Origin of the sequence: Butyricicoccus porcorum (assembly GCF_051246315.1) — a bacterium.
Classification (GTDB): Bacteria; Bacillota; Clostridia; order Oscillospirales; family Butyricicoccaceae; genus Butyricicoccus_A; species Butyricicoccus_A porcorum.
The window spans coordinates 1280723-1304605 of record NZ_CP178353.1; the positions used below are offsets into that span (position 1 = coordinate 1280723).

Sequence of the window (23883 nt, forward strand, 5' to 3'; positions counted from 1 at the left end):
ATAAACCAATAATACAGGCAGCTATTACGAATAGGTAGGAGTTCTCTTTCCTTTGAATTGCCGCTTAGTTTCGAGCAGGCAGCAGCCTATCGAAAGGTTAACGGACAGTATGTAAGAAAAAATCAGTGGAGAGATACCAATGTAAGAGTATTCATAGACCTTGATTAGCAGTTAATACGATAAGCGTATCATTAGAAATAGTGGTACGCTTATTTTTTGCCCCTTTTTGCAGATTTGTCCTTTCACCCGCTTTCAAATATAATGAAGCTAAAGAAATGGAGGTGTGCTTATGAGAGAGAAATTTAATCATATGTATTTGGATAGCCACGAAAGAAAACTTTTGATACATAGCCTTGTAGAGTTAAAAAATCAGCTTATTCAGCAAGGCAGATATACGGATTGTGTTGACGAGCTTATTTTTAAGGTCATAAATGCACCGTCCAAGAGAATGAAAATTGAATATGTCTAAGGCAAATTACGAAGCCGCTTATTCTTATTAATTTTAAGAATAGGCGGCTTTTTTGCGTTTTCTGGTACTGTTTACATAGCCACCTTGACAAAGTGGCTAAATCTATGCGAAAGGAGGACGCATCTATGTCAAATTGCAAAGTGATTGCTCTGACTAACCAGAAAGGCGGTGTCGGAAAAACAACCACAGCGGTCAATCTGGGTGTAAGTCTGGTGCAGCAGGGTAAAAAAGTCCTGCTGATTGATGCCGATGCACAGGCAAATCTCACGATGGCTCTGGGTTATAACAGACCAGACGATATTCCCATAACGCTCTCTACTGCGATGCAGAACATCATAGACGATAAAACGCTTGATGTTTCACAGGGTATTATCTACCACAGCGAGGGCGTTGACCTGCTTCCGTCAAACATTGAGCTGTCGGGCTTTGAGGTAAGGCTAATCAATGCAATGAGCCGTGAGCGTGTGCTGAAAAACTATGTCAATGAGGTTAAAAAGAATTACGACTATGTGCTTATTGACTGTATGCCGAGCTTAGGTATGATAACCATCAATGCTCTGGCGGCGGCTGACAGCGTGATTATCCCGACACAGCCCCACTATCTCTCGGCTAAAGGTCTGGAGCTTTTGCTTCGCTCCGTATCAATGGTCAAGCGGCAAATCAACCCAAAGCTGCGGATAGACGGTATCTTAATGACTATGGTAATGCCCCGTACCAATATTACTAAGGAAATTACGGCAACGGTCAAAAGTGCATACGGTCATAAAATCAAGGTATTTGATACCGAGATACCTCATTCTATCCGTGCGGTGGAAGCTACCGCAGAGGGCAAAAGTATTTTTGCCTACGACAAAAGCGGCAAGGTTGCCGCAGCCTACGAGCAGTTCGGAAAGGAGGTGGCAGAGATTGGCGAGAAGCAGAGAAACCAAAATCGAGCTGACCGCATACGATGACCTTTTCCAAACGGACGAAAGTCGTGCGGAAGCAAAGCTCTCTAAGATAAGGGATATTCCCATATCGGAGATTGACGAGTTTCCAGACCACCCGTTCAAGGTTTTAATGGACGAGGATATGGAGCAGCTTGTTGAGAGCATCAAGCGAAACGGTGTAATGACCCCTGCGACAGTTCGCTTAAAAGAGGACGGACGGTATGAGCTTATCAGTGGTCACAGGCGAAAAAAGGCTTGTGAACTTGCAGGACTTGAAACGCTGAAATGCGAGGTCAAAGAGCTTACCCGTGACGAAGCCATTATTGTTATGGTGGAAAGTAATCTCCAACGCTCTGTTATTTTGCCGAGTGAGAAAGCGTTTGCGTATAAAATGCGGTTGGAAGCTATGAAACGACAGGCAGGCAGACCCCCGAAAGAAAATGCGTCGCCATTGGCGACTAATTTATCAAAAGGGCGTTCTGATGAGGAATTAGGAGAACTTGTTGGAGAAAGCAAAGACCAGATACGCCGCTATATCCGTCTAACGGAGCTTGTTCCCGAAATCCTGCAAATGGTAGATGAAAGGCAGATTGCTTTCCGCCCTGCGGTTGAGATTTCCTATCTGACCGAGGAACAGCAATACACCCTGCTTGAAGCAATGGAGTACAACGATGCTACCCCGTCATTGGCACAGGCTATTAAAATGAAGAAGTTTAACCAAGACGGCAAGCTCACTTCCGAGGTTATCCAGTCCATTATTGAGGAAGAAAAGCCCAACCAGAAGGAAAAACCTGCTTTCCGTGACGAGAGGATAACCAAGCTCATTCCCAAGACTGTTCCCAGAGGGCAGGAAACGGATTTTGTTGTCAAGGCGTTGGAGTTTTATAACCGACACTTGCAGCGGAACAAGGCTCACGAGAGATAGCCACACACCGAGGGCGAGGTCTGCCCATTTGAGTGGATAGCCATTATTTTTGCTTCCCCCTCTCCACACCTCACCCCCTAACTACTGCCAGTAACTATCCGAGAAAAGAAATACTTTAAGCTGTCCATAACGGGCAGCTTTTTCGGTCAGTAAGGCAAAATATTCAATCCAAACTACAGGAGGTAACTATGAAAATCCCTAAATTATTCAAAAAGGCTGCGGCTTTTGTAATGGCTGCGGTCACGGCATTATCTATAATGCCCGCAACGGCGTTTGCTGCGGGTGACATCGCTACGATTTCCTTTTCCCACACCTATGACAGCAACGGTAATGCGATGAGGTACAATTCCAGTGCAAATATAGGCGGCTATACCGCAGGCGGAACGGGAAATTACAAGTACCGTATGTTTGTGGACGGTGAGAATGCGTTTTGTATTCAGCCGGGAGTACCGCTGAAAACAGGAAACACCTTGAAAAAGGCTTCCTCTGATACTTGGAACGCCCTTTCAGCCAACCAGAAAAAGGCGGTTGGACTTGCCCTGCTCTATGGGTATCAGGGCAACCGAAATAATCTGTCGGGAAGTGATGATGAAAAATGGCTTGCCACGCAGACCCTCGTATGGGAGTTTGTCACAGGCTGCCGTGAAGCCACAGGTTCATATAACCAGACAAGCACTACAGTTTACAGCCTGCACTTCGGTTCAAATTATGCCAACAGCGGAGCAAGGGCAGTGTATGACCAGATTGTTGCGATGCTGCGTGAGCATAACACCATTCCGAGTTTTATGTCGGGTGGTAAGAATGACATCACAAAGGAGCTTGCCTACAAGGACGGAAAGTACAGCATCTCATTGACAGACAGCAACGGCGTCCTTTCCGATTACAGCTTTGCAAGCTCTGACAGTAATGTGAGCGTGTCAAAGTATGGAAATAAGTTGACAATCAGCTCCACCGTAGCTATCAGCGGTTCTGTCCGCATTACGGCAAAGAGGAACAATGTGCCGACGGTCAGCAGCAGTGCAAAGCTCATTGCCTATGGCGACCCGAACTTGCAGGACTTGGTAACAGGTGTGGAGAATGCTGATACTGTGTCAGCATATATCAATATCGAAACGCCGACAGGCACGATTGCCCTCAAAAAGACTTCTGAGGACGGAGTTGTGGAGGGCATCTCTTTTACAATCAAAGGAGATAACTTCAACAAAACAGTTAAGACAGGAAAGGACGGCGCTGTTTCCGTGGAGGGATTATTCCCTGGCACTTATACGGTCACAGAACAGTCCATTGACCGTTATGAGCCGCAGAAAACCCAGACCGTCACCCTTATTGGAGGAAAAACCTCTACTGTGACCTTCAGCAACACTTTGAAGCGTGGCAGTCTGGAAATCGTCAAGACTTCCGAGGACAATCTGGTGGAGGGAATGAAATTCCACCTTTACGGCACATCTTTAAGCGGCTTGCCTGTTGACGAGTATGCCGTGACTGATAAAAACGGTCTGGCTAAGTTTGAAAATGTCCTTATCAGCGGCGATACCCCGTATGTGGTTGAGGAAGTGGATACCGCAGTGCGCTATGTCGTTCCTGCTTCCCAGACAGCTCCGATTGAATGGAACAAGGTCACAAAACGCAGCTTCGATAATGTATTGAAGAAATTTCAAGTGACTGTGACAAAGACCGATGCAGAAACAGGCTCTCCACAGGGCGATGCTTCCCTTGCAGGTGCGGTTTACGGCATCTATAAGGGTGAGGAACTGATTGACACCTACACGACTGATGAAAACGGTCAGTTTACGACCAAGTATTATATCTGTGACAATGATTGGACTGTCCGTGAAATCAGTCCGTCCGAGGGGTATCTTCTGGATATCGCAATCCACAAGGTAGGTGCAGAACCAGAGCTTTACACGGTAGAGCTGAACAGTACCTCAAACGCTGTGAATGAACAGGTCATCAAAGGCAATATCGCAATCATCAAGCATACGGATAACGGGGAAACCCAGATTGAAACACCCGAAGAAGGTGCGGTATTTGAAGTGTTTCTCAAATCCGCAGGCAGCTATGAAAATGCAAAGGAAACCGAGCGTGATGTGCTGACCTGTGACGAGAACGGTTTTGCCCAGACAAAGGATATGCCGTATGGCATTTATACCGTCCGCCAGACCTCTGGTTGGGAGGGGCGTGAGCTGATGAAAGACTTTGATGTGTTTATCAGCAAGGACAGTCAGACCTACCGTTACCTTATCAATAACGCTAACTTTGAGAGCTATATCAAAATCGTAAAGAAAGATGCGGAAACAGGCAATACAATCCCGTATGCAGGTGCAGGCTTCCAGATTTACGACCCGAATGGAAACCTTGTGACTATGACTTTCACTTATCCCGAAGTGACGACCATTGACACCTTCTATACTACGGCAGACGGCGACCTTATCACACCGCAGACGCTGGAATACGGCAAAGGCTATTCCCTTGTGGAAGTGCAAGCCCCGTATGGGTATGTCTTAAATTCCGAGCCTGTTTATTTTGATGTGGTGCAGGAAAATTCCGAGGAAGAAAGCGGCATTACCGTTATTGAGGTAGTACGCTCCAATATGGCACAGAAAGGTACAATTACCGTAGAAAAGTATGGTGAAGTATTCAGCTCCGTGGCAGGCGATAAGGGATTGTATCAGCCGATTTTCTCTGTCAGCGGTCTTGAGGGTGCAGTCTATGAGATTACCGCAGCCGAGGATATTGTCACTCTGGACGGAACGGTCAGAGCAAACAAGGGCGAGGTTGTGGATACCGTTACTACAGGAAAGGACGGTACAGCAAAATCCGAAGAACTGTATCTTGGGAAATATGAGGTTAAGGAAATCACTGCTCCGTATGGAATGGTGCTGAATGAGGAAGTCCATACTGTTGAGCTTGTGTATGCAGGACAGAATGTTGATGTAACGGAAACGGGTACTTCTTTCTATAATGAAAGACAGCGTGTTGAAATCGACCTCATCAAGAGCCTTGCCATTGATGATTCCTACGGCATTGGCAAGAACGGGGAAATCTTTGATGTGACCTTTGGCTTGTATGCGGCAGAGGAACTCACAGCCGCAGACGGAAAGACCATTCCTGCGGACGGTCTGATTGAGGTCATTTCCCTTGATGAAAGCGGTCACGGAAAAGCAATCAGCGACCTGCCGATTGGCAGCTATTATGTGCAGGAAATCTCGACCAATTCCGCATATATTGTCAGCGATGTAAAATACCCTGTTATTTTTGAATACGCAGGACAGGATAACGAAACTGTCCGCATCACAGCCAATGAGAGCGAAGCTATCACAAATGACATTATTTACGGCTCTGTAAGCGGTAAGAAATCTGATGAGGACGGAAAGGCTCTGGGCGGTGCAGTTATCGGTATCTTCAAGACAGGAACTACCGAGTTTACAAAGGAAAATGCGATTGCAGCTACCACATCAAAAGATGATGGTAGTTTTTCTTTTGCCAAAGTGCCGTATGGAACTTGGATAATCCGTGAAATCGAAAGCCCGAAGGAATATGTACTCTCCGAGGAAGAAATCGCTGTGACTATCGGCAAGGTAGACGAAGTTGTGGAAATCGAACTTGTCAACTACTTCATTAAGGGCAATATCGCTTTGACAAAGGTTGATGAGGATTATCCCGACAACAAGCTGTCTGGTGCGGTATTTGAGGTTTACTCCGATATAAACGGCGATGGGAAACTGGATAAGGACGATACGCTGCTTGGCGAAATGAAAGAACTTGACGGCGGCGTATACCAGATGAGTGAACTCCGCTACGGCAAATATCTGGTAAAGGAAACCAAAGCTCCGACAGGCTTTGTGCTTGATGAAAATGTATATGCCGTATCCATCGAGGAGAACGGCAAGACCTACACCGTGGAAAATAAGGCGGGTGTGGGCTTTATCAATGTAGTACAGAAAGGCTCTCTTAAAATCGTAAAGACTTCCTCTGACGGTAAGGTGGAGGGCTTCTCTTTCCGTGTGACAGGCGTGGACTATGACCAGACCTTTAAGACAGATAAGAACGGAGAAATCGTGATTGAGGGCTTGCGGATTGGCGACTATACCGTATCCGAAGTAAGCGACAAGGCTTCCGCAGGATATATCCTGCCTGCCGATAAACAGGCAACGGTCAAGGTGGACACTACGACTATCGTGCAGATGCACAATGAGTTCAGGGATACCCCGAAAACAGGCGACGACTTTAATCTGGGCTTATGGGTAAGCCTTGCGGCTCTGTCTGTTGTCGGTGGGGGCGTTCTCGGATTTGTCGGCTATAAGAACAGAAAGAAGAAAAAGGAGGACTAATTGATGGACGCTAAAACCATTATCGCAATCGTGCTTGTCGTGTTCATTGTGGGTGCGTCGGTATGGCTGAATATCCGTAACAGAAAGAATAAGTAAGTGGTTTGGGCGGCTGAAAATGCCGCCCTTTCCTTTATGGAGGTAACAATGAGAAACCTTAAAACCATTGAAAAGAAAGTTAGGGCTGTTCTGGAAAAGAATGAAGATGCCAGAAATGACGATATGGTGCTGTATCTTGCACTTTGTAATGCCTGTCTGAAGGATGCGGGGGCAATGCCGCTTGCAGAGATAATGACGCAGCACAAATATCTCGGTCTGCCGAGCTTTGAGAGCGTCAGCAGGACACGCCGCAAGCTGCAGGCACGGTATCCAGAGCTTGCAGGGAGCCGCCCTGTGCAAAAAATGAGAGCCACGGGCGAGAAAGCCTATCGGCGTTATGCCAAAGAATAGAGAGGTGCTTATGGACGAAGAAAAACGCTCCAATCACAACTATGAAATCATCGAGAGCTGTACTATCGGGAGTACAGAGCTTGTCATCGGTCACAATCCCAACGCACCCAACCCTTATGTGTGTTGGTACTGCAAGGGCGGCTCAAATTATTTCTGGGGTTATTACACGAATGAGCTTGATGATGCACGGCAAAAGCTGAATGAACGATACCAGTCAGAGTGCCGTATGCCCTATAATCAGCCTGCCCAGAAGCAGAAAAACGGTGACGACCGTGAGCGATAAAATAAAATATGACTGCACGACCTGTCCTTATCCCCGATATAAGGACGGGTCAGTTATTTTCTGCGATGTCTGTATCCGCAAAATTATAGACAAACAGAAGGAGAAAAAGGAAAGAAAGGAGCAGCCGAATGAGTAAAGAAAAAAGAATGCTCGGTAATTACGAGATTACCCAGAGCATCTATATCGGAGATAAAGAGGTCGTGTTCGGTGTTGATACAAAAGACCCTCATCCTTTTATGGTCTGCTATTGCGACTACCACAACCCTCTGTCAGCAGCGTGGCCGACAGAGGGTGTTGCTTCGGACGATTATCTGGAAGCAATGCAGATTTTTGTTGACCGAGTGCAGTCACAGATTGACCACACCAAAGAGGAATTATCCAAGTTCCCCTTTGATAAGACCGTGCTTACAAAAGAGCATTGTATCCCCGATGACGGTATGCGTAACATCGTGGGTAAAGTGGTGGTTATCAATTCCGAGCCGAAGCGGTATGAATATCAGCACCCCGCCTATCAGCTTATATTGGCAGACGGTGGACACGGAGCAACAGGCGGCAGAGGTCAGGCGGTGTTCGGAACTTGTCTTGCCACAGGCGAAAGAGCCAGATGGGAAAGGTATGATGTGCTTGGCGAAATCAAGCCCGAATGTATGCCCGATTGGGCAAAGGAAGCTCTTGCAAAAATAAAACAGCAGGAAAAAGAGAAAAAGCAACGAAATCGGGTGGAACGCTGATATGGATATACGACCTTTAACCCCGACAGAACAGAAATACACCTATACCCAGAGTATGCAGCTTGAGGGGCAGACAGGCACTATCGGGCATCTGCGTGGTGACTTTGCCACGACGGGCTATGGATTTTACACCACTTGGTTTGATACCAGACCCCAATGGAAATCTGACGAATTTAAGGCAGACCTTGATACGGTCATCAATGCTTTTCGGGAGGATAAAGGGCTTTTGCACAACCGCTATGATATGAGTGTGTTTGCAAGGCATTTTCCAGAAAGTGCGATAAAGGGCAACTATTGTACTGAGTACGGTTTCCGTGTGGATACGGAGAAACACGCTTTTCTGCTTCGGTGCAATCCCACCAAAGGCGACTATAATTTTTATTGCTATTGTTATGTGAAGGAATGGCTTGATAAGCATATCCAGAAAGCAGAACAAGGTATCCGCTTTATTGACCCTCAATATAAAGAGTTGTTCCGTATCCCCGACGGCGGAAAGGTCATTGTCACGACTTCTTGGGGAGAGAAACGGGAGTATCCCTGCCGCTTCATTGATGAATACCATACCGAAGTCGGCAGCAATCTGTACCACATCTGCGAGTTTGCCGAGCGTATGCAGAAAAACGGGGCGACCTATGAGCCGAAACCTGCGGAACAAACGCCGCAGAAAACACCGAAGCACAAGGATTTAGAACGATAAGGAGGATTTAGAATATGGCTGTTAATCAGAAAGCCGTCAAGGTCTTGAATAAGGTCTTGGAAGCAGGCTTTACCGATGAAAAAGCGATTGCCGCTATGACTATGGACGATATTCTTTCTATGCAGGGCATCACGGTTGCGGATATTACCCTCATCAATGACCTGCAAAAGAGCATTAAATCGAACAAGGTCATTTCTTTTCTTGGCGGTGGTGCGGAGTGAGTAAACAGGAATATTTGAAACAGAAACGATAAGGAGGTGTAGGTTGAATGGCTGCGAAGTATCAGCTAATCACAGAGATGTATCGGCGTACAGGCGTTGCGGTTGCAAAAAATCCGCAGGCGTGGCAGGGCTTTCTGTCCTCTGCCTGCTGCAACTATAAATGCCGTTTTGACGAACAGCTTTTAATATACGCCCAACGCCCCGATGCTGTCGCCGTTGCGAAGCTCAAAACTTGGAACAGGCAGTTTAAGCGTTGGGTCAATAAGGACAGCAAGGGTATTGCCGTATTTGACCCTAAAGGTCGCAGGAATACGCTGAAATACTATTTTGATGTGTCCGACACCCACGAGGGCTATTATGGCAGCCACCCTGTTCCGATATGGCAGATGGATGAGCGATACGAGCAGGCTGTTATGGAAAGGCTATCGGACAGGTTTGGAGATGTGGAAAGCACTGACCTTGCTTCTGCCTTAATGGAAACGGCAAAGAACGCCGTGGAGGACAATCTGCAAGACTATTTTTCTCAGTTAAAGGACTGCACGAAAGACAGCTTTTTGGAAGAACTGGACGACTTTAATATAGAAGTCATTTACAGGCGGCTGGCAGCAAACAGCGTTGCTTTTATGCTGATCAGCCGCTGCGGTCTGGATACGAATGAGTTTTTTGACCGTGATGATTTTGCGGATATTGTAAATTTCAATACCCCTGCAACGATAAACGCCATCGGTGTTGCCACAAGCGATATTGCGGAAATGGCGTTACGGGAAATCTCACAGTCTATCCGAAATGTGCAAATGGCGGAAAAAGACCAGAATCGCACCTTTGCACAAAGAACGCAGGCTCAGTATGATAAAGGCAGACAACAACCCGAAAGGAGCGAATACAATGAGCGAAATCACTTACAGCAGACAGGGGGATTATCTTATTCCCGACCTAACATTACCGACAGAGCCAGAGCTTCCGCTTGGCAGGTACGCTTTGATGCACAGGGATTATCTGGAGAAGCACAAGCGAGTGACCTATCTCAACCTGCTGACATCGGGCAGGCTGAACGGGCATCTGCACGAGGTAGAGCAGACAGCACTCCAGAGGTTGGAGCTTCTGACGAAGCAGCTATCAGCCGAGCAGGGCGTGACAGAGGAACTGAAAGAGAAAGTACCGATGCAGTGGGTCGGACTGATGAACAACATCCGCAGCCAAGCGGAGGAAGTGATACTGACCGAACTGATTTACAAGTAAGCGTTGCCAAAGATGATGAGGTTAGGGTCAATCTTCCAACCGTAGATGAACAAATCGAAATGATAGCCGAAGCAGAGGACGAAAAATCCTCTGCTTTTTCTATTTCCAAAGAAGATATTGACTCCGTGCTTCAAAAAGGCAGTGGCGTTGCGGACGGAAAATACCGCATCTACCGCCAATTCCAAAAGGGCGAGGACAGACAGAAAAATATCGAGTTCCTTAAAAATGAGTATGGAACGGGCGGCGGTACGCACATCTTCCCAGATGGTTTCAGCGGTCACTCTTGGAATGACAGCAAAGGTCTTGCCATTGACCGAAACGGCACTTATACCAATCACGACCTTGTGTTGAAATGGTCAGAGGTTGAAAAGCGTCTGCGTGAGCTGATTAAGGATAACCGCTATCTCAATCCGAAAGAAAAAGACCATTATGCCGATTATCTGGAGAGCGTGTCAGCTCCCCAATATGAGGTTGACACCCAGAGGAAAATAGCAAGGCAGCGTTTTATCGACACCCACCGTGACCTGCCGCCTGCCGATAAACGGGATACCCTTGCTTTGCGGCTATCTGACTTTATCCGAGACTTGGACAGGTACGAAAAAGACCTGTTATCCTCTGTGGAACGAAGTGACCTTGCAGATGTTACCGCCGAGCAAATGGAACAGCACTTATCCGACCCCTCAACTGTTCAACAGCTCATAGACTTTCTTGCACAGGTACAATGGAAAACTACCTCAGTTTTCAGCCGCAGTAATGGGTGGAAGTTTACTGAGGAATTAAGGGAGCTGCACCCACTCCGCTACCTCTACAATGAGGGCGATGTGGTGTATATCGGTGCGGATAAATATGAGATTGCAACAATTACCGAGGAAAAGGTCTATCTGCAAAATGCCGAGTTCCCTATCTTGGGGCAGGAATACAGCCGAGCCGACTTTGAAGAAAAGATAAAGGAAAATCCTGCAAATGACCATCTGAAAGTGGTCGTAACCGAGAAACAGAGGACAGAAACACCGTCCGAGAAAAAGCAGGACGGAATACAGTTTTCTATCGGTTTTTCCGAACACCCTGCCTTTTATGACAGAAAGCTTGATGACCGCTATACGGATTTGAGCTTTGCTCTGGGTAATAAGCTGCTTGCTATTTTGGACGAGAAACAGCACCGTGAGCGTGAGGGCGATAAAAATATCGGGTGGTATCACAAGACAGATTTTGTTATCAAGGCTGTTATCGGAGGCGAGGAATTTAACTATGAAGGGCGGTTTGATATTGGCGATGGTGAGGGCGATTTAATTGCCCACATTAAGAATTTTTACGATTATGCCTTATCGCCAAAGGGCGAACAGCTATATGGAGATGACCGAGAAAGCCTGCTCCGTGGCAGAGATGAGTTTATCCCATTCTTGGAACAGCACACCGAGCTGACCCCAGAGGACGAGAGGCTGCTTGATGAGATTATGGCTACCGAAAATGATTGGTACAGGACAGCCGAGGAAGCCGAAGAAAAACCACAGGCGTATGCCGATAAAGTGAATGGCTCAGAAACTCCTGCCGTTGATATGGAGCAAGCCACAGACGACCTCATAGGCAGGGAAATCATCATAGATAACCGTGAATATCTCATTGAGAGCATCGGGAAAATCAGCGGCGATGTATCCCTGCGTGACATCACATTCCAGAACAATGTGGGTTTTCCGATAAACCGAGTGGAGAAAATCGGCTATATCCAAAAGCTATTGGAACAGGAAAAAACCGAATTACCGCCCGAAGAAAAAACGGAAGCTCCTGCCGTTCCTGTTACTGACCGTCATAATTTCCGTATTACCGATGACGCCATCGGTGTCGGCGGGGCAAAAGAAAAGTTCCGTAACAATATGGCGGCAATCAATCTGCTGCACGAGCTTGAAATTGAAAACCGCCTTGCCACACCCGAAGAACAGGAAGTCCTATCTCGGTATGTCGGTTGGGGCGGTCTTTCTATGGCATTTGATGAACACAATGCGGCGTGGGCGGAGGAGCTAAAGGAGCTATATGCCAGCCTTTCCCCAGAGGAATACCGTGCCGCTATGGAGTCAACGCTGACCGCTTTTTATACGCCGCCTGTTGTTATCAAGGCGATGTATGACGCACTTGACCGCCTGGGTTTTTCACAGGGCAATATCTTGGAGCCGTCCTGCGGTACGGGTAATTTCTTTGGTCTGCTTCCCGAAAGTATGCAAAACAGCAAGCTCTACGGTGTGGAAATCGACTCTCTCACAGGCAGGCTTGCAAAGCAGCTCTACCAAAAAGCGAACATTGCCATTGAGGGCTTTGAGAAAACAAATCTCCCAGACGACCATTTTGATGTAGTCCTCGGCAATGTGCCTTTTGGGGAGATAAGGGTCAATGACAGCCGATACAACGCCCAGAAGTTCCTCATACACGACTATTTTTTCGCAAAGGCTCTGGATAAAGTCCGTGCCGGCGGCGTTGTGATGTTCATCACCTCAAAGGGTACGATGGATAAAGCAAGCCCAGAGGTACGCAAGTATATCGCCCAGAGAGCCGAGCTTTTAGGTGCTATCCGTCTGCCAGACAACACCTTTAAGGCGAACGCAGGCACGGAGGTCACGAGCGATATTCTTATCCTGCAAAAGCGTGACCGAGTAATGGATATAGAGCCAGACTGGGTACACCTTGATACGGACGAAAACGGTGTTACGATGAACAGATATTTTGTCGAACACCCCGAAATGGTGTTGGGCGAAATAAAGATGGAAAGCACACGCTTTGGTACTTTTGAGCCTGTTTGTAAAGCCCGTAAGGATATACCACTTTACGAGCTTCTGTCCAACGCAGTGCAGAGGATAAACGGCGAAATCCCAGAGCTTAATAATGGGGTTGATGAAATCTCCGATGAGCAGGAGCTTTCCGTTCCTGCTGACCCGAATGTGCGTAACTTCTCTTTTACTCTGGTGGACGGCAGGGTTTATTTCCGAGAGAATGACCGTATGCACCCTGCTTCTGTGTCGATGACCGCAGAAAACCGTATTAAGGGACTTATCCAAATCCGTGACTGTGTGCGTAAGCTCATAGAGTATCAGACCGAAGATTACCCAGAGGAAATGATACGCACCGAGCAGGAAAACCTCAACCGTCTGTATGATGCCTATACCGCAAAATACGGTCTAATCAACAGCCGAGGAAACTATCTTGCTTTTGCTTCAGACGAGAGCTACTTCCTTTTATGTTCTCTGGAAGTGCTTGATGATGAGGGCAACTTCAAACGGAAGGCAGATATGTTCACGAAGCGGACTATCAAGCCCCACCGAGAAGTAACTTCGGTTGAAACAGCAAGTGAAGCCCTTGCCCTCTCTATCGGGGAGAAAGCCCGTGTTGATTTGCCTTATATGGAGCAGCTCACAGGCAAAACGCAGGTTGAGCTTGTGCAGGATTTACAAGGTGTTATCTACAAAGTACCGAACTCCGAGCCTGTTTCCTATGTAGCCGCAGATGAGTATCTGTCGGGAAATGTCCGAAATAAGCTGACGGTTGCGGAGCTTGCTGCGAAGAATGACCCAGAGCTTGCAGTTAATGTGGAAGCTTTGAAAAAGGTCATTCCCAAAGACCTCTCGGCGGCGGAAATCTCTGTCCGTCTGGGTGCGACTTGGATACCGCAGGACGATATACAGCGGTTTGTGATGGAGCTTTTAACTCCGTCAAGCTATGCCGCAGGCAGATTAAAGGTACGATACACCCCGATAAACGGAGACTGGTTCATAGAGAATAAAAGCTCCGATATGGGGAATGTAAAGGCGGACAGCACCTATGGTACGAAAAGGGCTTCCGCCTATCGTATTATTGAGGACACCTTAAACCTGCGTGACACCCGTATCTTTGATTATGTGTATGACGAACACGGCAATAAAAAAGCGGTGTTCAATGCAAAGGAAACCACGGCGGCACAGGCGAAGCAGGAAGTCATCAAGCAGGCGTTTCAGGATTGGATATGGAAAGACCCAGAACGGCGAAACCGCCTTGTCCGTTATTACAACGACACTTTTAACTCTGTGCGACCCCGTGAGTATGACGGAAGCCATATCACTTTTGGAGGTATCAGCCCAGAAATCACACTAAGACCCCATCAAGTCAACGCCATCGCCCATATCCTTTATGGCGGCAATACGCTCCTTGCCCATAAGGTGGGAGCAGGAAAAACCTTTGAAATGGTAGCCGCCGCACAGGAAAGCAAACGGCTCGGCTTATGCCAGAAATCTATGTTTGTTGTGCCGAATCATCTTGTCGGTCAGTGGGCTTCCGAGTATCTGCGGCTCTATCCGAGTGCAAATATCCTTGTTACAACAAAGCAGGATTTTGAAAAAGGAAACCGCAAAAAGTTCTGCGGCAGGATTGCCACAGGCGACTATGACGCAGTCATTATCGGGCATTCGCAGTTTGAAAAAATCCCGATGAGCATAGAACGCCAGAGGGAGCAGTTGGAAAAGCAGCTTGATGATATTGAGCGTGGCATTGACGATGTGCAGGCTTCCAAAGGCGAGCAGTTCACGGTCAAACAGCTAATGAAAACCCGAAAGGCAATCAAGACGAAGCTCGAAAAGCTTAACGACACCAAGCGTAAGGATACGGTCATCGACTTTGAACAGCTCGGCGTTGACAGGCTTTTCATTGATGAGAGCCATTTTTATAAGAATTTGTACCTCTACACCAAGATGCGGAATGTGGGCGGTATCGCTCAGGCCGAAGCCCAGAAATCAAGCGACCTCTTTATGAAATGCCGCTATCTGGACGAAATCACGGGCAACCGAGGCACGGTTTTCGCAACGGGTACGCCTGTCAGCAATTCAATGGTTGAGCTGTACTCCGTTCAGAGGTACTTGCAGTATGATACCCTTGCACAGAATGGTTTGCAGCATTTTGACAGTTGGGCTTCTACCTTCGGAGAAACGGTTACAGCTCTGGAATTAGCACCCGAAGGCACGAATTACCGAGCCAAGACGAGGTTTGCCAAGTTCTATAACCTGCCAGAGCTGATGCAGATGTTTCGTGAGGTGGCGGATATACAGACCGCCGATATGCTAAAGCTCCCCGTGCCAAAGGTCAATTACCACAATATTAAGACTAAGCCGAGCGAGATACAGACCGAAATGGTAGCTTCCCTTGCGAAGCGGGCTGAGAAAGTCAGGGCAAGGCTTGTCGAACCGAACATCGACAATATGCTCAAGATAACCAATGACGGGCGGAAACTGGCTCTTGACCAGAGAATGATTGACCCGATGCTGCCAGATGACCCAGACAGTAAAGTCAATGCCTGCGTGGATAATGTGTACCGTATCTGGGAGGAACACGCCGATACCAAAGCGACACAGCTTGTGTTCTGCGACCTGTCCACCCCGAAAAATGACGGTACTTTCAATGTTTATGACGATATGAGGGAGAAGCTGATAGCCCGTGGCATTCCTGCGGAGCAGATACGCTTTATTCACGAAGCGACCACCGATGCACAGAAAAAAGAGTTGTTCGGCAAGGTCAGAAGCGGCGAAGTCCGTGTGCTGTTCGGCTCTACTCCGAAGATGGGAGCAGGTACGAATGTGCAGGACAGGCTCATTGCAATCCATAACCTTGATTGTCCGTGGCGTCCTTCCGACCTTGAACAAAGGCAGGGGCGTATCGAACGGCAGGGCAATATGTTCCCAGAGGTGGAGGTTTACCGCTATGTGACTGAGCAAACTTTTGATGCCTACCTCTATCAGTTGGTGGAGAGCAAACAGAAATTTATCAGCCAGATAATGACGAGCAAAAGCCCTGTCCGTTCTGCCGAAGATGTGGACGAGGTTGCCCTGTCCTTTGCGGAGGTTAAAATGCTTGCCACAGGCGATGCCCGTTTTAAGGAAAAGATGGATTTGGATATACAGGTTTCCAAGCTCCGAGTGTTAAAGCAGAGTTATCTTTCCGAGCATTACGACCTTGAGGACAGGGTGCTGAAATACTATCCCCAGACCATTAAGGAGTATGAGGAACGTATTGCAGGCTATGAAAATGATGCAGCTCTTGCCGAGCAACACAAGCCGCAGGGCGAGGATAAGTTCTGCCCGATGACCCTAAAAGGCGTGACCTACACCGAAAAGGCAGACGCAGGCGAAATGCTCCTTGCAATCTGCAAGGACTATCCGATGTCCGCACCTACCGAAATCGGCAGCTACCGAGGTTTCCGAATGGAGATTTATTATGATACTGTCAATGCCCATTACTGTATGAACCTCTGCGGAAAGGCAAAGCATAAGGTGGATTTAGGTGCTGATGCCCTCGGAAATCTGACCCGAATTGAAAACGAGCTGTCAAAGCTCCCTGCCAGACTGGAAGCTGCCAAGACCAAAAAGGCGGAAACTATCGCACAGCTTGAAACCGCAAAGGAGGAAATCAAGAAGCCTTTTGCCTTTGAAGATGAGCTGAAAGAAAAAACAGAACGGCTGAACGCTCTTAACATTGAGCTGAATCTAAATGAAAAAGATACTTCCGTTATGGATACCGAGCCAGAGCAGACAGAAGAACAGCCCGAAAGAAAATGTGCAAGTCGGGAGAGATAATGCGGTTTGCATATTTGTATTGCTGATTTCTGGGAAGTATAATAGGTGTAGATTAGTAAATGTCGGAGGTAAAAGGTGTGCTTGATAATTTCAGATTTGAAACCTTTGTTGATGTGCATAGCAACATCTTTGCTGAATATCTAAGCTCCGTTATCGCAAAGCTACCCAAAGAAAATCCAGAATACCGTTTCACAGAGGAAAGAATTGAGGAACTTTACAAGGAGTATCCAAAAGTGATGGAGGCTCTGGATACGGAAAAGCCGAGCGATTTATCCGAGCAGGAGTGTAAGGCTTTGATAGAAGTTTTGGAGCTTCGGAACAGGCTCAGCGATATGCAGCAGGAAGCAATCTATTTCAGAGGGTGCTATGACAGCGTTGGGTATCTCAAAAAGGCAGGAATTTTATAACCAAGAACGGCGGCATTGGCGTTGAGCTGATGCCGTCTTTTGCATAGCGCCACAGGTAGAAAAATATGTCGTAATATGCTATAATATAATACAAGGTTTGGTCGAAAGGATTGTGAATATGAAAGTTTATATCTTAGCTTCGCTTGATAATATCTCATTTGCAGAAAAACTTTTAAGCAACATAAGAAATGCAAAGATTATTTCAAAGCCATCAATAAATGAAATTGGTTCAAATATTAATGTAGCTCTAAAACGAAAAATGGAGAGTGCAGATGTCGTTTTAGCGATAATAGATGAAAAATTCTCTGATAGTGTATCTCTTAATTTGGAGTTGCAGTTGGCACAAATGTCAGTACGAGAAAATAGAAATAAAGTGTTAATTCCAGTTGTTTTGAATAAGGCAGATGTTCCTAAATGTATAGAAGGAACATTATATATCGACTGCATTTCCGATTCTGAGCAAGATTTATGCAAAACACAATTGATGATAGAAAAGGTGTTGACACATAGAAAATATATTATAAGAAAGGGCAATCTAAAGGAAAAAAACAGTAGAACATCTTCTATGATAATTATGACTCTTGCCATTGAAATGTTTGCAATGCTTTTCATTGTTCTATTATTTAAGGAAAATCCTTTTCAAATGGGAAGTATTGGGGACGAGAGTATTATTACTATAACATTCGGAATAGCCTCTGTGATGTTAGCTTTTGTAGCTCTTTTAACGAGCTATTTATCAATTATGAAAAGACGATGGCAAGAAGATGATGAAGAAGAATTAGAGTCTTATTCAAGACGATTAAAACGGGCTATAGTTCCAGAAGAAATAAAACAAGAGGAAAAAAAGAGTTCTGGAAATGAAGGTAAGAAAAACGAAATTGATGCTTTAGAGCGTATGATGATTAACCTTGAGGATATTAAAGAGTTTTATACTTGGAGTCAAAAGCAGGCTAAAGCATCATTCATTTTAGCTGTAATAATGTGTATTTCTGGATTTGGTTTAATGATAGTTGCAATACTGATACCTATTGTATTCAGATTGAGTTTTCAGATGTCAATTATCCCAGCTATTGGAGGAGTTATAACAGAGTTAATTGCAGGAACAGCACTGGTAGTATATCGTAATTCGTTATCACAACTCAATCACTATCATAAAGCCTTACACGAGGACGAGCGTTTTTTATCAAGTGTAAATTTGCTTGGAAAATTCAGTTCAGTTGAGGTACAAGATGATATGTTACGAGAAATAATAAGAAGTGAAATACAAATGAATTTAGCCGAATTGCAAGAAAATGAAAATAGGGAAGCAGGCAATTCAAAATAGTATTTTAAAGTGTCTAATTGCAGAAAGAACATATTAAAGTGGTATTTGTTGGTATCTAATGTTTCCTCATGGTTGTATGGGGAATAATTAGTAATTATGTGATATGATTTTCAGTGGGATTTTTCAATTGAGAGGAAAAGATATGTCTGATTTTAATAAAATAATGGCATTTCAACAAATGATGCCATATCTAAATAAAGAGCAGCAAGATAATTTAGCAACGACTCTTGGAATGGAGTTACAGGAAATTGAAAGACGGTTGGTGGGAAAAAATAAGGAAGATGAATTTATTTTAATTCTTCTTTTTATGGAAGTGTGTAAAAGTATTACTGCATTTGATGAGGGGGTATCTCAATTATTAAAGACGGCAACCTCCGATTTACTTGTAGAGTTACAGAATGAAAAGAAGTTCATGTTGGAGATAAAGCATACTGACAAAGAACGGTATTCTATTAGTATGGGAAATCTCCAAAAAAGAATTGATTATGCGAGTAAATATGGATTGGAATTGTTTTTTGCCATCTCAATTAAAGGATATTGGATGCTGTTTAATGCGGAATATTTGAAAGAAAAAAAAGGAAAGATAGATATTTCTGATTTAATGAAATCTAAATTGGATGAAATGCTTGATTGTATTAGCTATGTCTTTCCAAAAGGGTTGAGGATAAAAAGTGTTTATTCTACAGATGAAACGGTAAAATCTACAGGTATTAAATTTCCACCATACGGAAATATGGTATCTTATGAGTTGTACTATAATGATAGAAGAATTTTCAGAGTAAAAGGGAAAAACAGTCCATATATTGGTTATACGATGATTTTAGAAGCACTGCAAGACAGACTGTCAATGGATACACAAATTATAGAACAGGCGGATAATTATACCGTTATCAATGAATCGTTTTCAAATGATTTTAATGCTATATCAGAATACAAGTTTTTGTTAGCACCAGTTGAACATACCGCATATGATGGCGAAGAAAAATATACCGCTCATACATATATTGAAAATGCAAAAGCAGATGCCAATCTTTTAAAAATTCATTTTCAATTGGGGCATGTCAGAGGAATGATGCAATATTTAGCTGATAACGGAGTCGAAATAATGTATATAAGAAATAATCTTATATATAAATTAAATCCTCAATAATAATGGTAATTTACATAGCCGAGAGGTTTTCATTTAACGAAAGCCCCTCGGCTTTTCTATTTCTGGAGGTGATTTTACCCATTGAGAACAAACCGACCCTACGTGCAGATTGACCCAGATGTGCTTGAACGGGTGCGGCAGATTGATTTGTTATCCTATCTGCGTGAGTTTGAGCCGAGCAATCTCGTTAAGGTCAAAGGCACAAGCAATGTGTACTGTACCGCAGAACACGACAGCTTAAAGATTTCCAACGGCAAATGGTATTGGTGGTCGAGAGGTTTCGGCGGCTATTCTGCCCTCGATTATCTTATCAAGGTCAAGGAATATGACTTTGTGGAAGCCGTGGAAATTCTCACGGGACAGACGATGGCGGACTGGAAGCCACCCCCTGCTCCCAAGAAAAATGAACCGAAAGTCCTACTCTTGCCGCTAAAGAATAAGGATTGTAACCGAGTGATACAGTATCTTTTCGGGCGTGGTATTGACTATCAGCTCATACAGGAATGTATCGCAGACGGCACGCTTTATGAGAGTGCCAACTACCACAATGTTGTTTTTATCGGCAAAGATGAAAGCGGAACACCGAAATATGCCGCTCTGCGAAGCACTCTCGGTAGCACTTTCAAGCAGGACGCATCGGGCAGCGACAAGCGGTATTCGTTCCGACTTCTGGCAAGAGAGCCAACGGATACCGTGCATTTATTTGAAGCCGCCATTGATTTACTGTCCTATGCCACTTATCTGAAATGCGAGGGCAAGGACTACAAATCGGAAAGTCTGCTTTCTCTTTCAGGCGTGTATCACCCAAAGAAAGAGATGAAGGACAGCAAAATCCCCATAGCTCTCACAACTTTTTTGAGTGCTAATCCACAAATTAAGACCATAGTTCTGCATCTGGATAATGATAAGGTAGGCAGGCTTTGTACCGCTACTTTGAAAGAACTGTTGCAGAAAGACTACAAAATCGTTGATGATCCACCGCCTGTCGGCAAGGACTTCAACGATTTTTTGTTGTCCTATCTGGAAATTGCAAGACCTATGCCCAAGCGTGAAAGGAGTGATGCCCGTTGATTGTGTAGTAGATTCTCACCAGAAAGACACCGAAACCAAATCAAAATTTAGTGCTGAAAGCGAGGAATGAACCATTGAAAAAGTATGATGTAACCCTTACCGCCCATTATCAAAAGACCGTTTCCGTCTATGCAGAAAGCCCCAAACAGGCAAAGGAAAAAACAAAAATTATCCTGTTCGACACAGACCTTATCGACTTTACTGATGATGATTTTGTCTGCGGCGAAGCCTATATTACCGAGCAGAGCGAGGACGGTCTTGACGTTGCGGGCGAGAATACACTACAGGAAAATGAGGATTGTTCGGACTGTCCGTACTTCTGCCCCGTGTGCGGTGAGTGTATGTACGAGGACGACTGCGAAGAATGAGATGTCTTACCAAGCACTGAATTTGATTATCCAAAAGTCTTTGGATACCAAATTCGCTTGTTAGGGGGCTGCCCCTAATACCCCGATATGAGAAAGGAGTTTTTAAGAATGAGTGAGTTTCTGTTTTTTACCATCGGCACAATGCTCGGCGGTCTGGTCGGTGTTGTGCTGATGTGCTGCTTGCAGATTAACAGGCTCTCCAAAAAGGAGGGATTGGAAAATGAGAAAGCGAAGCGTCCAGATACTTTTCCGTCTTAACGAGGAAGAAGCCGAGTATCTTTATGAGCTTGTGCGAAAATCGGGTCGCTCAAAAGAAGCGTTCCTTAGAGAAATGGTAAAGGGCTATCAGCTCTGCGAAAAACCCGACCCCGAATTTTACAGGATAATGCGTGAGCTGTCTGCCATCGGCAACCGTATCAATCAGCTTGCCGCCAAAGCAAACGCCCTGAACTTTATCGACACGCCGATGCTCCGTGAGGAAGCAAGGAAGTGGCACGATTTTCAGCTTGATGTCCGTAAAAAGTATCTGCTTCCCCGAAAGGTATATTAATGGCGGTGTGTGAAATCTGGGATGTAAAAGGCAGGCTCGACCACCCGATAGACTATGCCGAAAACCCAGAAAAGACCGCCAACCCCAAATACACCGAAGCCGACTTGCAGGCGTTGGTCGATGTAATGGAGTATGCCACCAACAAGGACAAGACGGAAAAGCGGTTTTTCGTCACAGGGGTCAACTGCGATACTGCCACCGCCAGAGATGAAATGATGATTGCCAAAGCTGAGTGGAACGATGAAAGCGAGATTGTCTGCTATCACGGTTTCCAGAGCTTTAAGCACGGCGAGGTCACGCCAGAGGTTGCCCACGAGGTCGGCGTAAAACTTGCCGAAAAGATGTGGGGCGACAGGTTTCAGGTCATCGTTGCCACCCACTTAAATACCGAGTGCCTGCATAACCACTTTGTCGTAAACTCTGTTTCCTTTTTGGACGGGAAGCACTACCACGATAATAAAGCCAACCTGCGGCTGCTCCGTCAACGCTCCGATGAGCTTTGCAGGGAGTATGCTTTGTCTGTCATTGAACACCCAAGCGGAAAAAAGAAACCCTATGCTTTGTATCAGGCTGAAAAGAACGGTATGCCCACAAGGGATAATGTGGCTCTGCAGGCGGTGGACGAAGCTATCAGCAAATCGTTTACGCTCAAAGACTTTGACCGCCAGATGGCAGAGATGGGCTACCGTGTGAGCTTTGACCCCAACCGCAAATACTGGACGATAATCGGCAAAGGTTGGGAACGCCCAAAGCGATTATATAAGCTCGGAGAGGATTACACCAACGAGAGGATTACGGAGCGTATCAGGGAAAATTCCTATGCCGTAAAATTTTCCAGATTTGCCGAGCCGCAAAAAACCGTACAGGTTTTCCGTGTGAAAGGCTCACTCAAAAATGCGAAAAAAATCGGCGGCTTGCGTGGGCTGTATCTCCACTACTGTTACAGGCTCGGTATCCTGCCAAAAAGCAGAAAACAGAATTATGCAAGGCTTCATTATCTTTTGAAAGATGACCTGATGAAGATGGAAGCCATATCACAGGAAACAAGGCTGCTCTGCCGCAATCGGATTGATACGGTGGAACAGCTCTTGTCATATAAAGGCTCTCTGGAAACGGAAATGTCGGAGCTTACCGAACAGCGAAAGGAACTGTATTCCAAATCCCGCAAATCAGGCGGCGAAGAAAAAGAAGCGGTCAAGGCTCGGCTTACGGAAATTACGGAGAGAATGAAATTCTTACGGAAGGAGGTCAGACTATGCGGGGGCATCGAAGCCCGTAACGATACCCTCAAAGAAAAGCTAACAACCATACGGGCAGATGAACAGCAAGGAAAGGAGCTGATGACGAATGAACACAGGCGGCGAAGCGGCAGAACAAATCGTCCGAATGAGCTTGGAGGGCTTTGAGGTCGCTGCCAAAATTACAGGTGCAGGTGCGAAGAATATCGCAATCCTTTTGTATTCCATTCTCAAAGAAGAACAGAAAACAAAGGGCAAGGCAAGGCTTACGAATATGCTCCGTTCTGGCAAGGAGTTAAAGGTATTTACCGTAAGGAACAGCGACCTGAAGAAGTTTACGCAGGAAGCAAAAAAGTACGGCGTTCTTTATTGTGTCCTTGCAGACCGTAAAAACAAAGACCCCAATGCGGAGGTCGATGTGATTGCCCGTGCGGAGGACGCATCGAAAATCAGCCGCATTGCGGAACGCTTCAAACTGGCATCGGAAGCAACGGCTTCTGTTGTGACCGATGTGGAGAAAGCCAAAGACGAAAAGGCAGGTCAGCCAGAGCCAGACATCGGCGTACAGGACAAGGCAGAGAAAGACAAGCTCTTAGATGCCCTGATGGGTACGCCAATCCAAAAGGAGGAAAATGCCCCAAACCCCTCGGTGGCAAAGACCGAAAAATCCCCTCTGTCCGAGCCTACCTCAGAGCAGCCAAAGAAATCCGCAGAGGGGGCTACTATGACTAAGGAGAAACCTTCGGTCAAAGAGGAACTGCGGAAAATCAAGGAGAGCCGAAAAGAGCAGGAAGCAGATACTTCTTCTGCCCTGGACAAAAGCTCCGCTTCTGACAGGGCGAAGAAGCCGCCCGCAGGCAAGACGGAGCATAAACAGCCCCAGAAGCGGAAAAGAAAACCAAAATCCAAAGAAACGAGGTAA

19 protein-coding genes are annotated in these 23883 nt (G+C 45.9%); all 19 read left to right on the plus strand.

Going from position 1 to position 23883, the window contains the following annotated elements; genetic code table 11:
• The first annotated feature begins 594 nt into the window (after positions 1 to 594).
• The 19 genes from ACLM7Z_RS06155 (at position 595) to ACLM7Z_RS06245 (ending at position 23883) form a co-directional block, all read left to right on the plus strand.
• Positions 595 to 1422 (plus strand): ParA family protein, encoded by an 828-nt coding sequence (locus tag ACLM7Z_RS06155; RefSeq protein ID WP_435645689.1) that lies wholly within the window; start codon positions 595 to 597, stop codon positions 1420 to 1422.
• Positions 1376 to 2323, plus strand: coding sequence for a ParB/RepB/Spo0J family partition protein (locus ACLM7Z_RS06160; RefSeq protein ID WP_435645690.1), 948 nt, complete (start codon positions 1376 to 1378; stop codon positions 2321 to 2323). Before ACLM7Z_RS06155 ends, ACLM7Z_RS06160 begins: the two co-directional genes overlap by 47 nt.
• Positions 2324 to 2511: 188 nt before the next feature.
• A complete protein-coding gene (locus ACLM7Z_RS06165) occupies positions 2512 to 6654 on the plus strand; it encodes a SpaA isopeptide-forming pilin-related protein (protein WP_435645691.1) in 4143 nt (1380 codons plus the stop codon).
• A 144-nt stretch (positions 6655 to 6798) separates the two neighbouring features.
• Positions 6799 to 7101 (plus strand): hypothetical protein, encoded by a 303-nt coding sequence (locus ACLM7Z_RS06170; RefSeq protein WP_015522621.1) that lies wholly within the window; start codon positions 6799 to 6801, stop codon positions 7099 to 7101.
• 10 nt (positions 7102 to 7111) lie between these two features.
• Complete coding sequence (locus ACLM7Z_RS06175) at positions 7112 to 7384, plus strand: hypothetical protein (protein ID WP_435645692.1); 273 nt, start codon at positions 7112 to 7114, stop codon at positions 7382 to 7384.
• Between the two features lie 128 nt (positions 7385 to 7512).
• Positions 7513 to 8115: a hypothetical protein gene (locus tag ACLM7Z_RS06180; protein ID WP_435645693.1), complete on the plus strand. Its 603-nt coding sequence runs from the start codon at positions 7513 to 7515 to the stop codon at positions 8113 to 8115.
• Position 8116: 1 nt separating this feature from the next.
• Entirely contained in the window at positions 8117 to 8812 is a 696-nt protein-coding gene (locus ACLM7Z_RS06185; RefSeq protein ID WP_435645694.1) for a hypothetical protein, read from the plus strand.
• 14 nt (positions 8813 to 8826) lie between these two features.
• Positions 8827 to 9033: a hypothetical protein gene (locus tag ACLM7Z_RS06190; RefSeq protein WP_006857236.1), complete on the plus strand. Its 207-nt coding sequence runs from the start codon at positions 8827 to 8829 to the stop codon at positions 9031 to 9033.
• A gap of 885 nt (positions 9034 to 9918) precedes the next feature.
• Complete coding sequence (locus ACLM7Z_RS06195) at positions 9919 to 10272, plus strand: TnpV protein (protein ID WP_250797839.1); 354 nt, start codon at positions 9919 to 9921, stop codon at positions 10270 to 10272.
• 656 nt (positions 10273 to 10928) lie between these two features.
• Positions 10929 to 16853 (plus strand): LPD25 domain-containing protein, encoded by a 5925-nt coding sequence (locus tag ACLM7Z_RS06200; RefSeq protein ID WP_435645761.1) that lies wholly within the window; start codon positions 10929 to 10931, stop codon positions 16851 to 16853.
• A 77-nt stretch (positions 16854 to 16930) separates the two neighbouring features.
• A complete protein-coding gene (locus tag ACLM7Z_RS06205) occupies positions 16931 to 17260 on the plus strand; it encodes a DUF6664 family protein (protein ID WP_435645695.1) in 330 nt (109 codons plus the stop codon).
• A gap of 118 nt (positions 17261 to 17378) precedes the next feature.
• Positions 17379 to 18584, plus strand: a complete 1206-nt coding sequence (locus ACLM7Z_RS06210) for a TRADD-N-associated membrane domain-containing protein (protein WP_435645696.1) — start codon at positions 17379 to 17381, stop codon at positions 18582 to 18584.
• A gap of 142 nt (positions 18585 to 18726) precedes the next feature.
• Positions 18727 to 19734, plus strand: coding sequence for a hypothetical protein (locus ACLM7Z_RS06215; protein ID WP_435645697.1), 1008 nt, complete (start codon positions 18727 to 18729; stop codon positions 19732 to 19734).
• Between the two features lie 81 nt (positions 19735 to 19815).
• Positions 19816 to 20805, plus strand: a complete 990-nt coding sequence (locus tag ACLM7Z_RS06220) for a DUF3991 domain-containing protein (protein ID WP_435645698.1) — start codon at positions 19816 to 19818, stop codon at positions 20803 to 20805.
• Between the two features lie 74 nt (positions 20806 to 20879).
• Positions 20880 to 21173, plus strand: a complete 294-nt coding sequence (locus ACLM7Z_RS06225) for a hypothetical protein (protein ID WP_435645699.1) — start codon at positions 20880 to 20882, stop codon at positions 21171 to 21173.
• A 108-nt stretch (positions 21174 to 21281) separates the two neighbouring features.
• A complete protein-coding gene (locus tag ACLM7Z_RS06230) occupies positions 21282 to 21431 on the plus strand; it encodes a DUF3789 domain-containing protein (protein WP_117688258.1) in 150 nt (49 codons plus the stop codon).
• Positions 21394 to 21723: a plasmid mobilization protein gene (locus ACLM7Z_RS06235; RefSeq protein WP_435645700.1), complete on the plus strand. Its 330-nt coding sequence runs from the start codon at positions 21394 to 21396 to the stop codon at positions 21721 to 21723. Before ACLM7Z_RS06230 ends, ACLM7Z_RS06235 begins: the two co-directional genes overlap by 38 nt.
• On the plus strand, positions 21723 to 23129 hold the full coding sequence (locus tag ACLM7Z_RS06240; RefSeq protein ID WP_015522531.1) for a relaxase/mobilization nuclease domain-containing protein: 1407 nt from the start codon (positions 21723 to 21725) through the stop codon (positions 23127 to 23129). Before ACLM7Z_RS06235 ends, ACLM7Z_RS06240 begins: the two co-directional genes overlap by 1 nt.
• Complete coding sequence (locus ACLM7Z_RS06245) at positions 23071 to 23883, plus strand: PcfB family protein (protein ID WP_117733817.1); 813 nt, start codon at positions 23071 to 23073, stop codon at positions 23881 to 23883. The genes ACLM7Z_RS06240 and ACLM7Z_RS06245 overlap by 59 nt, the downstream gene beginning before the upstream one ends.

Coding starts and splice junctions, on each gene's coding strand:
- ACLM7Z_RS06175 (WP_435645692.1), top strand. CDS start 7,112: ATGGACGAAGAAAAACGCTCCAATCACAACTATGAAATCATCGAGAGC.
- ACLM7Z_RS06240 (WP_015522531.1), top strand. CDS start 21,723: ATGGCGGTGTGTGAAATCTGGGATGTAAAAGGCAGGCTCGACCACCCG.
- ACLM7Z_RS06180 (WP_435645693.1), top strand. CDS start 7,513: ATGAGTAAAGAAAAAAGAATGCTCGGTAATTACGAGATTACCCAGAGC.
- ACLM7Z_RS06230 (WP_117688258.1), top strand. CDS start 21,282: ATGAGTGAGTTTCTGTTTTTTACCATCGGCACAATGCTCGGCGGTCTG.
- ACLM7Z_RS06215 (WP_435645697.1), top strand. CDS start 18,727: ATGTCTGATTTTAATAAAATAATGGCATTTCAACAAATGATGCCATAT.
- ACLM7Z_RS06185 (WP_435645694.1), top strand. CDS start 8,117: ATGGATATACGACCTTTAACCCCGACAGAACAGAAATACACCTATACC.
- ACLM7Z_RS06190 (WP_006857236.1), top strand. CDS start 8,827: ATGGCTGTTAATCAGAAAGCCGTCAAGGTCTTGAATAAGGTCTTGGAA.
- ACLM7Z_RS06165 (WP_435645691.1), top strand. CDS start 2,512: ATGAAAATCCCTAAATTATTCAAAAAGGCTGCGGCTTTTGTAATGGCT.
- ACLM7Z_RS06155 (WP_435645689.1), top strand. CDS start 595: ATGTCAAATTGCAAAGTGATTGCTCTGACTAACCAGAAAGGCGGTGTC.
- ACLM7Z_RS06245 (WP_117733817.1), top strand. CDS start 23,071: ATGAACACAGGCGGCGAAGCGGCAGAACAAATCGTCCGAATGAGCTTG.
- ACLM7Z_RS06200 (WP_435645761.1), top strand. CDS start 10,929: ATGGAACAGCACTTATCCGACCCCTCAACTGTTCAACAGCTCATAGAC.
- ACLM7Z_RS06235 (WP_435645700.1), top strand. CDS start 21,394: ATGAGAAAGCGAAGCGTCCAGATACTTTTCCGTCTTAACGAGGAAGAA.
- ACLM7Z_RS06195 (WP_250797839.1), top strand. CDS start 9,919: ATGAGCGAAATCACTTACAGCAGACAGGGGGATTATCTTATTCCCGAC.
- ACLM7Z_RS06170 (WP_015522621.1), top strand. CDS start 6,799: ATGAGAAACCTTAAAACCATTGAAAAGAAAGTTAGGGCTGTTCTGGAA.
- ACLM7Z_RS06210 (WP_435645696.1), top strand. CDS start 17,379: ATGAAAGTTTATATCTTAGCTTCGCTTGATAATATCTCATTTGCAGAA.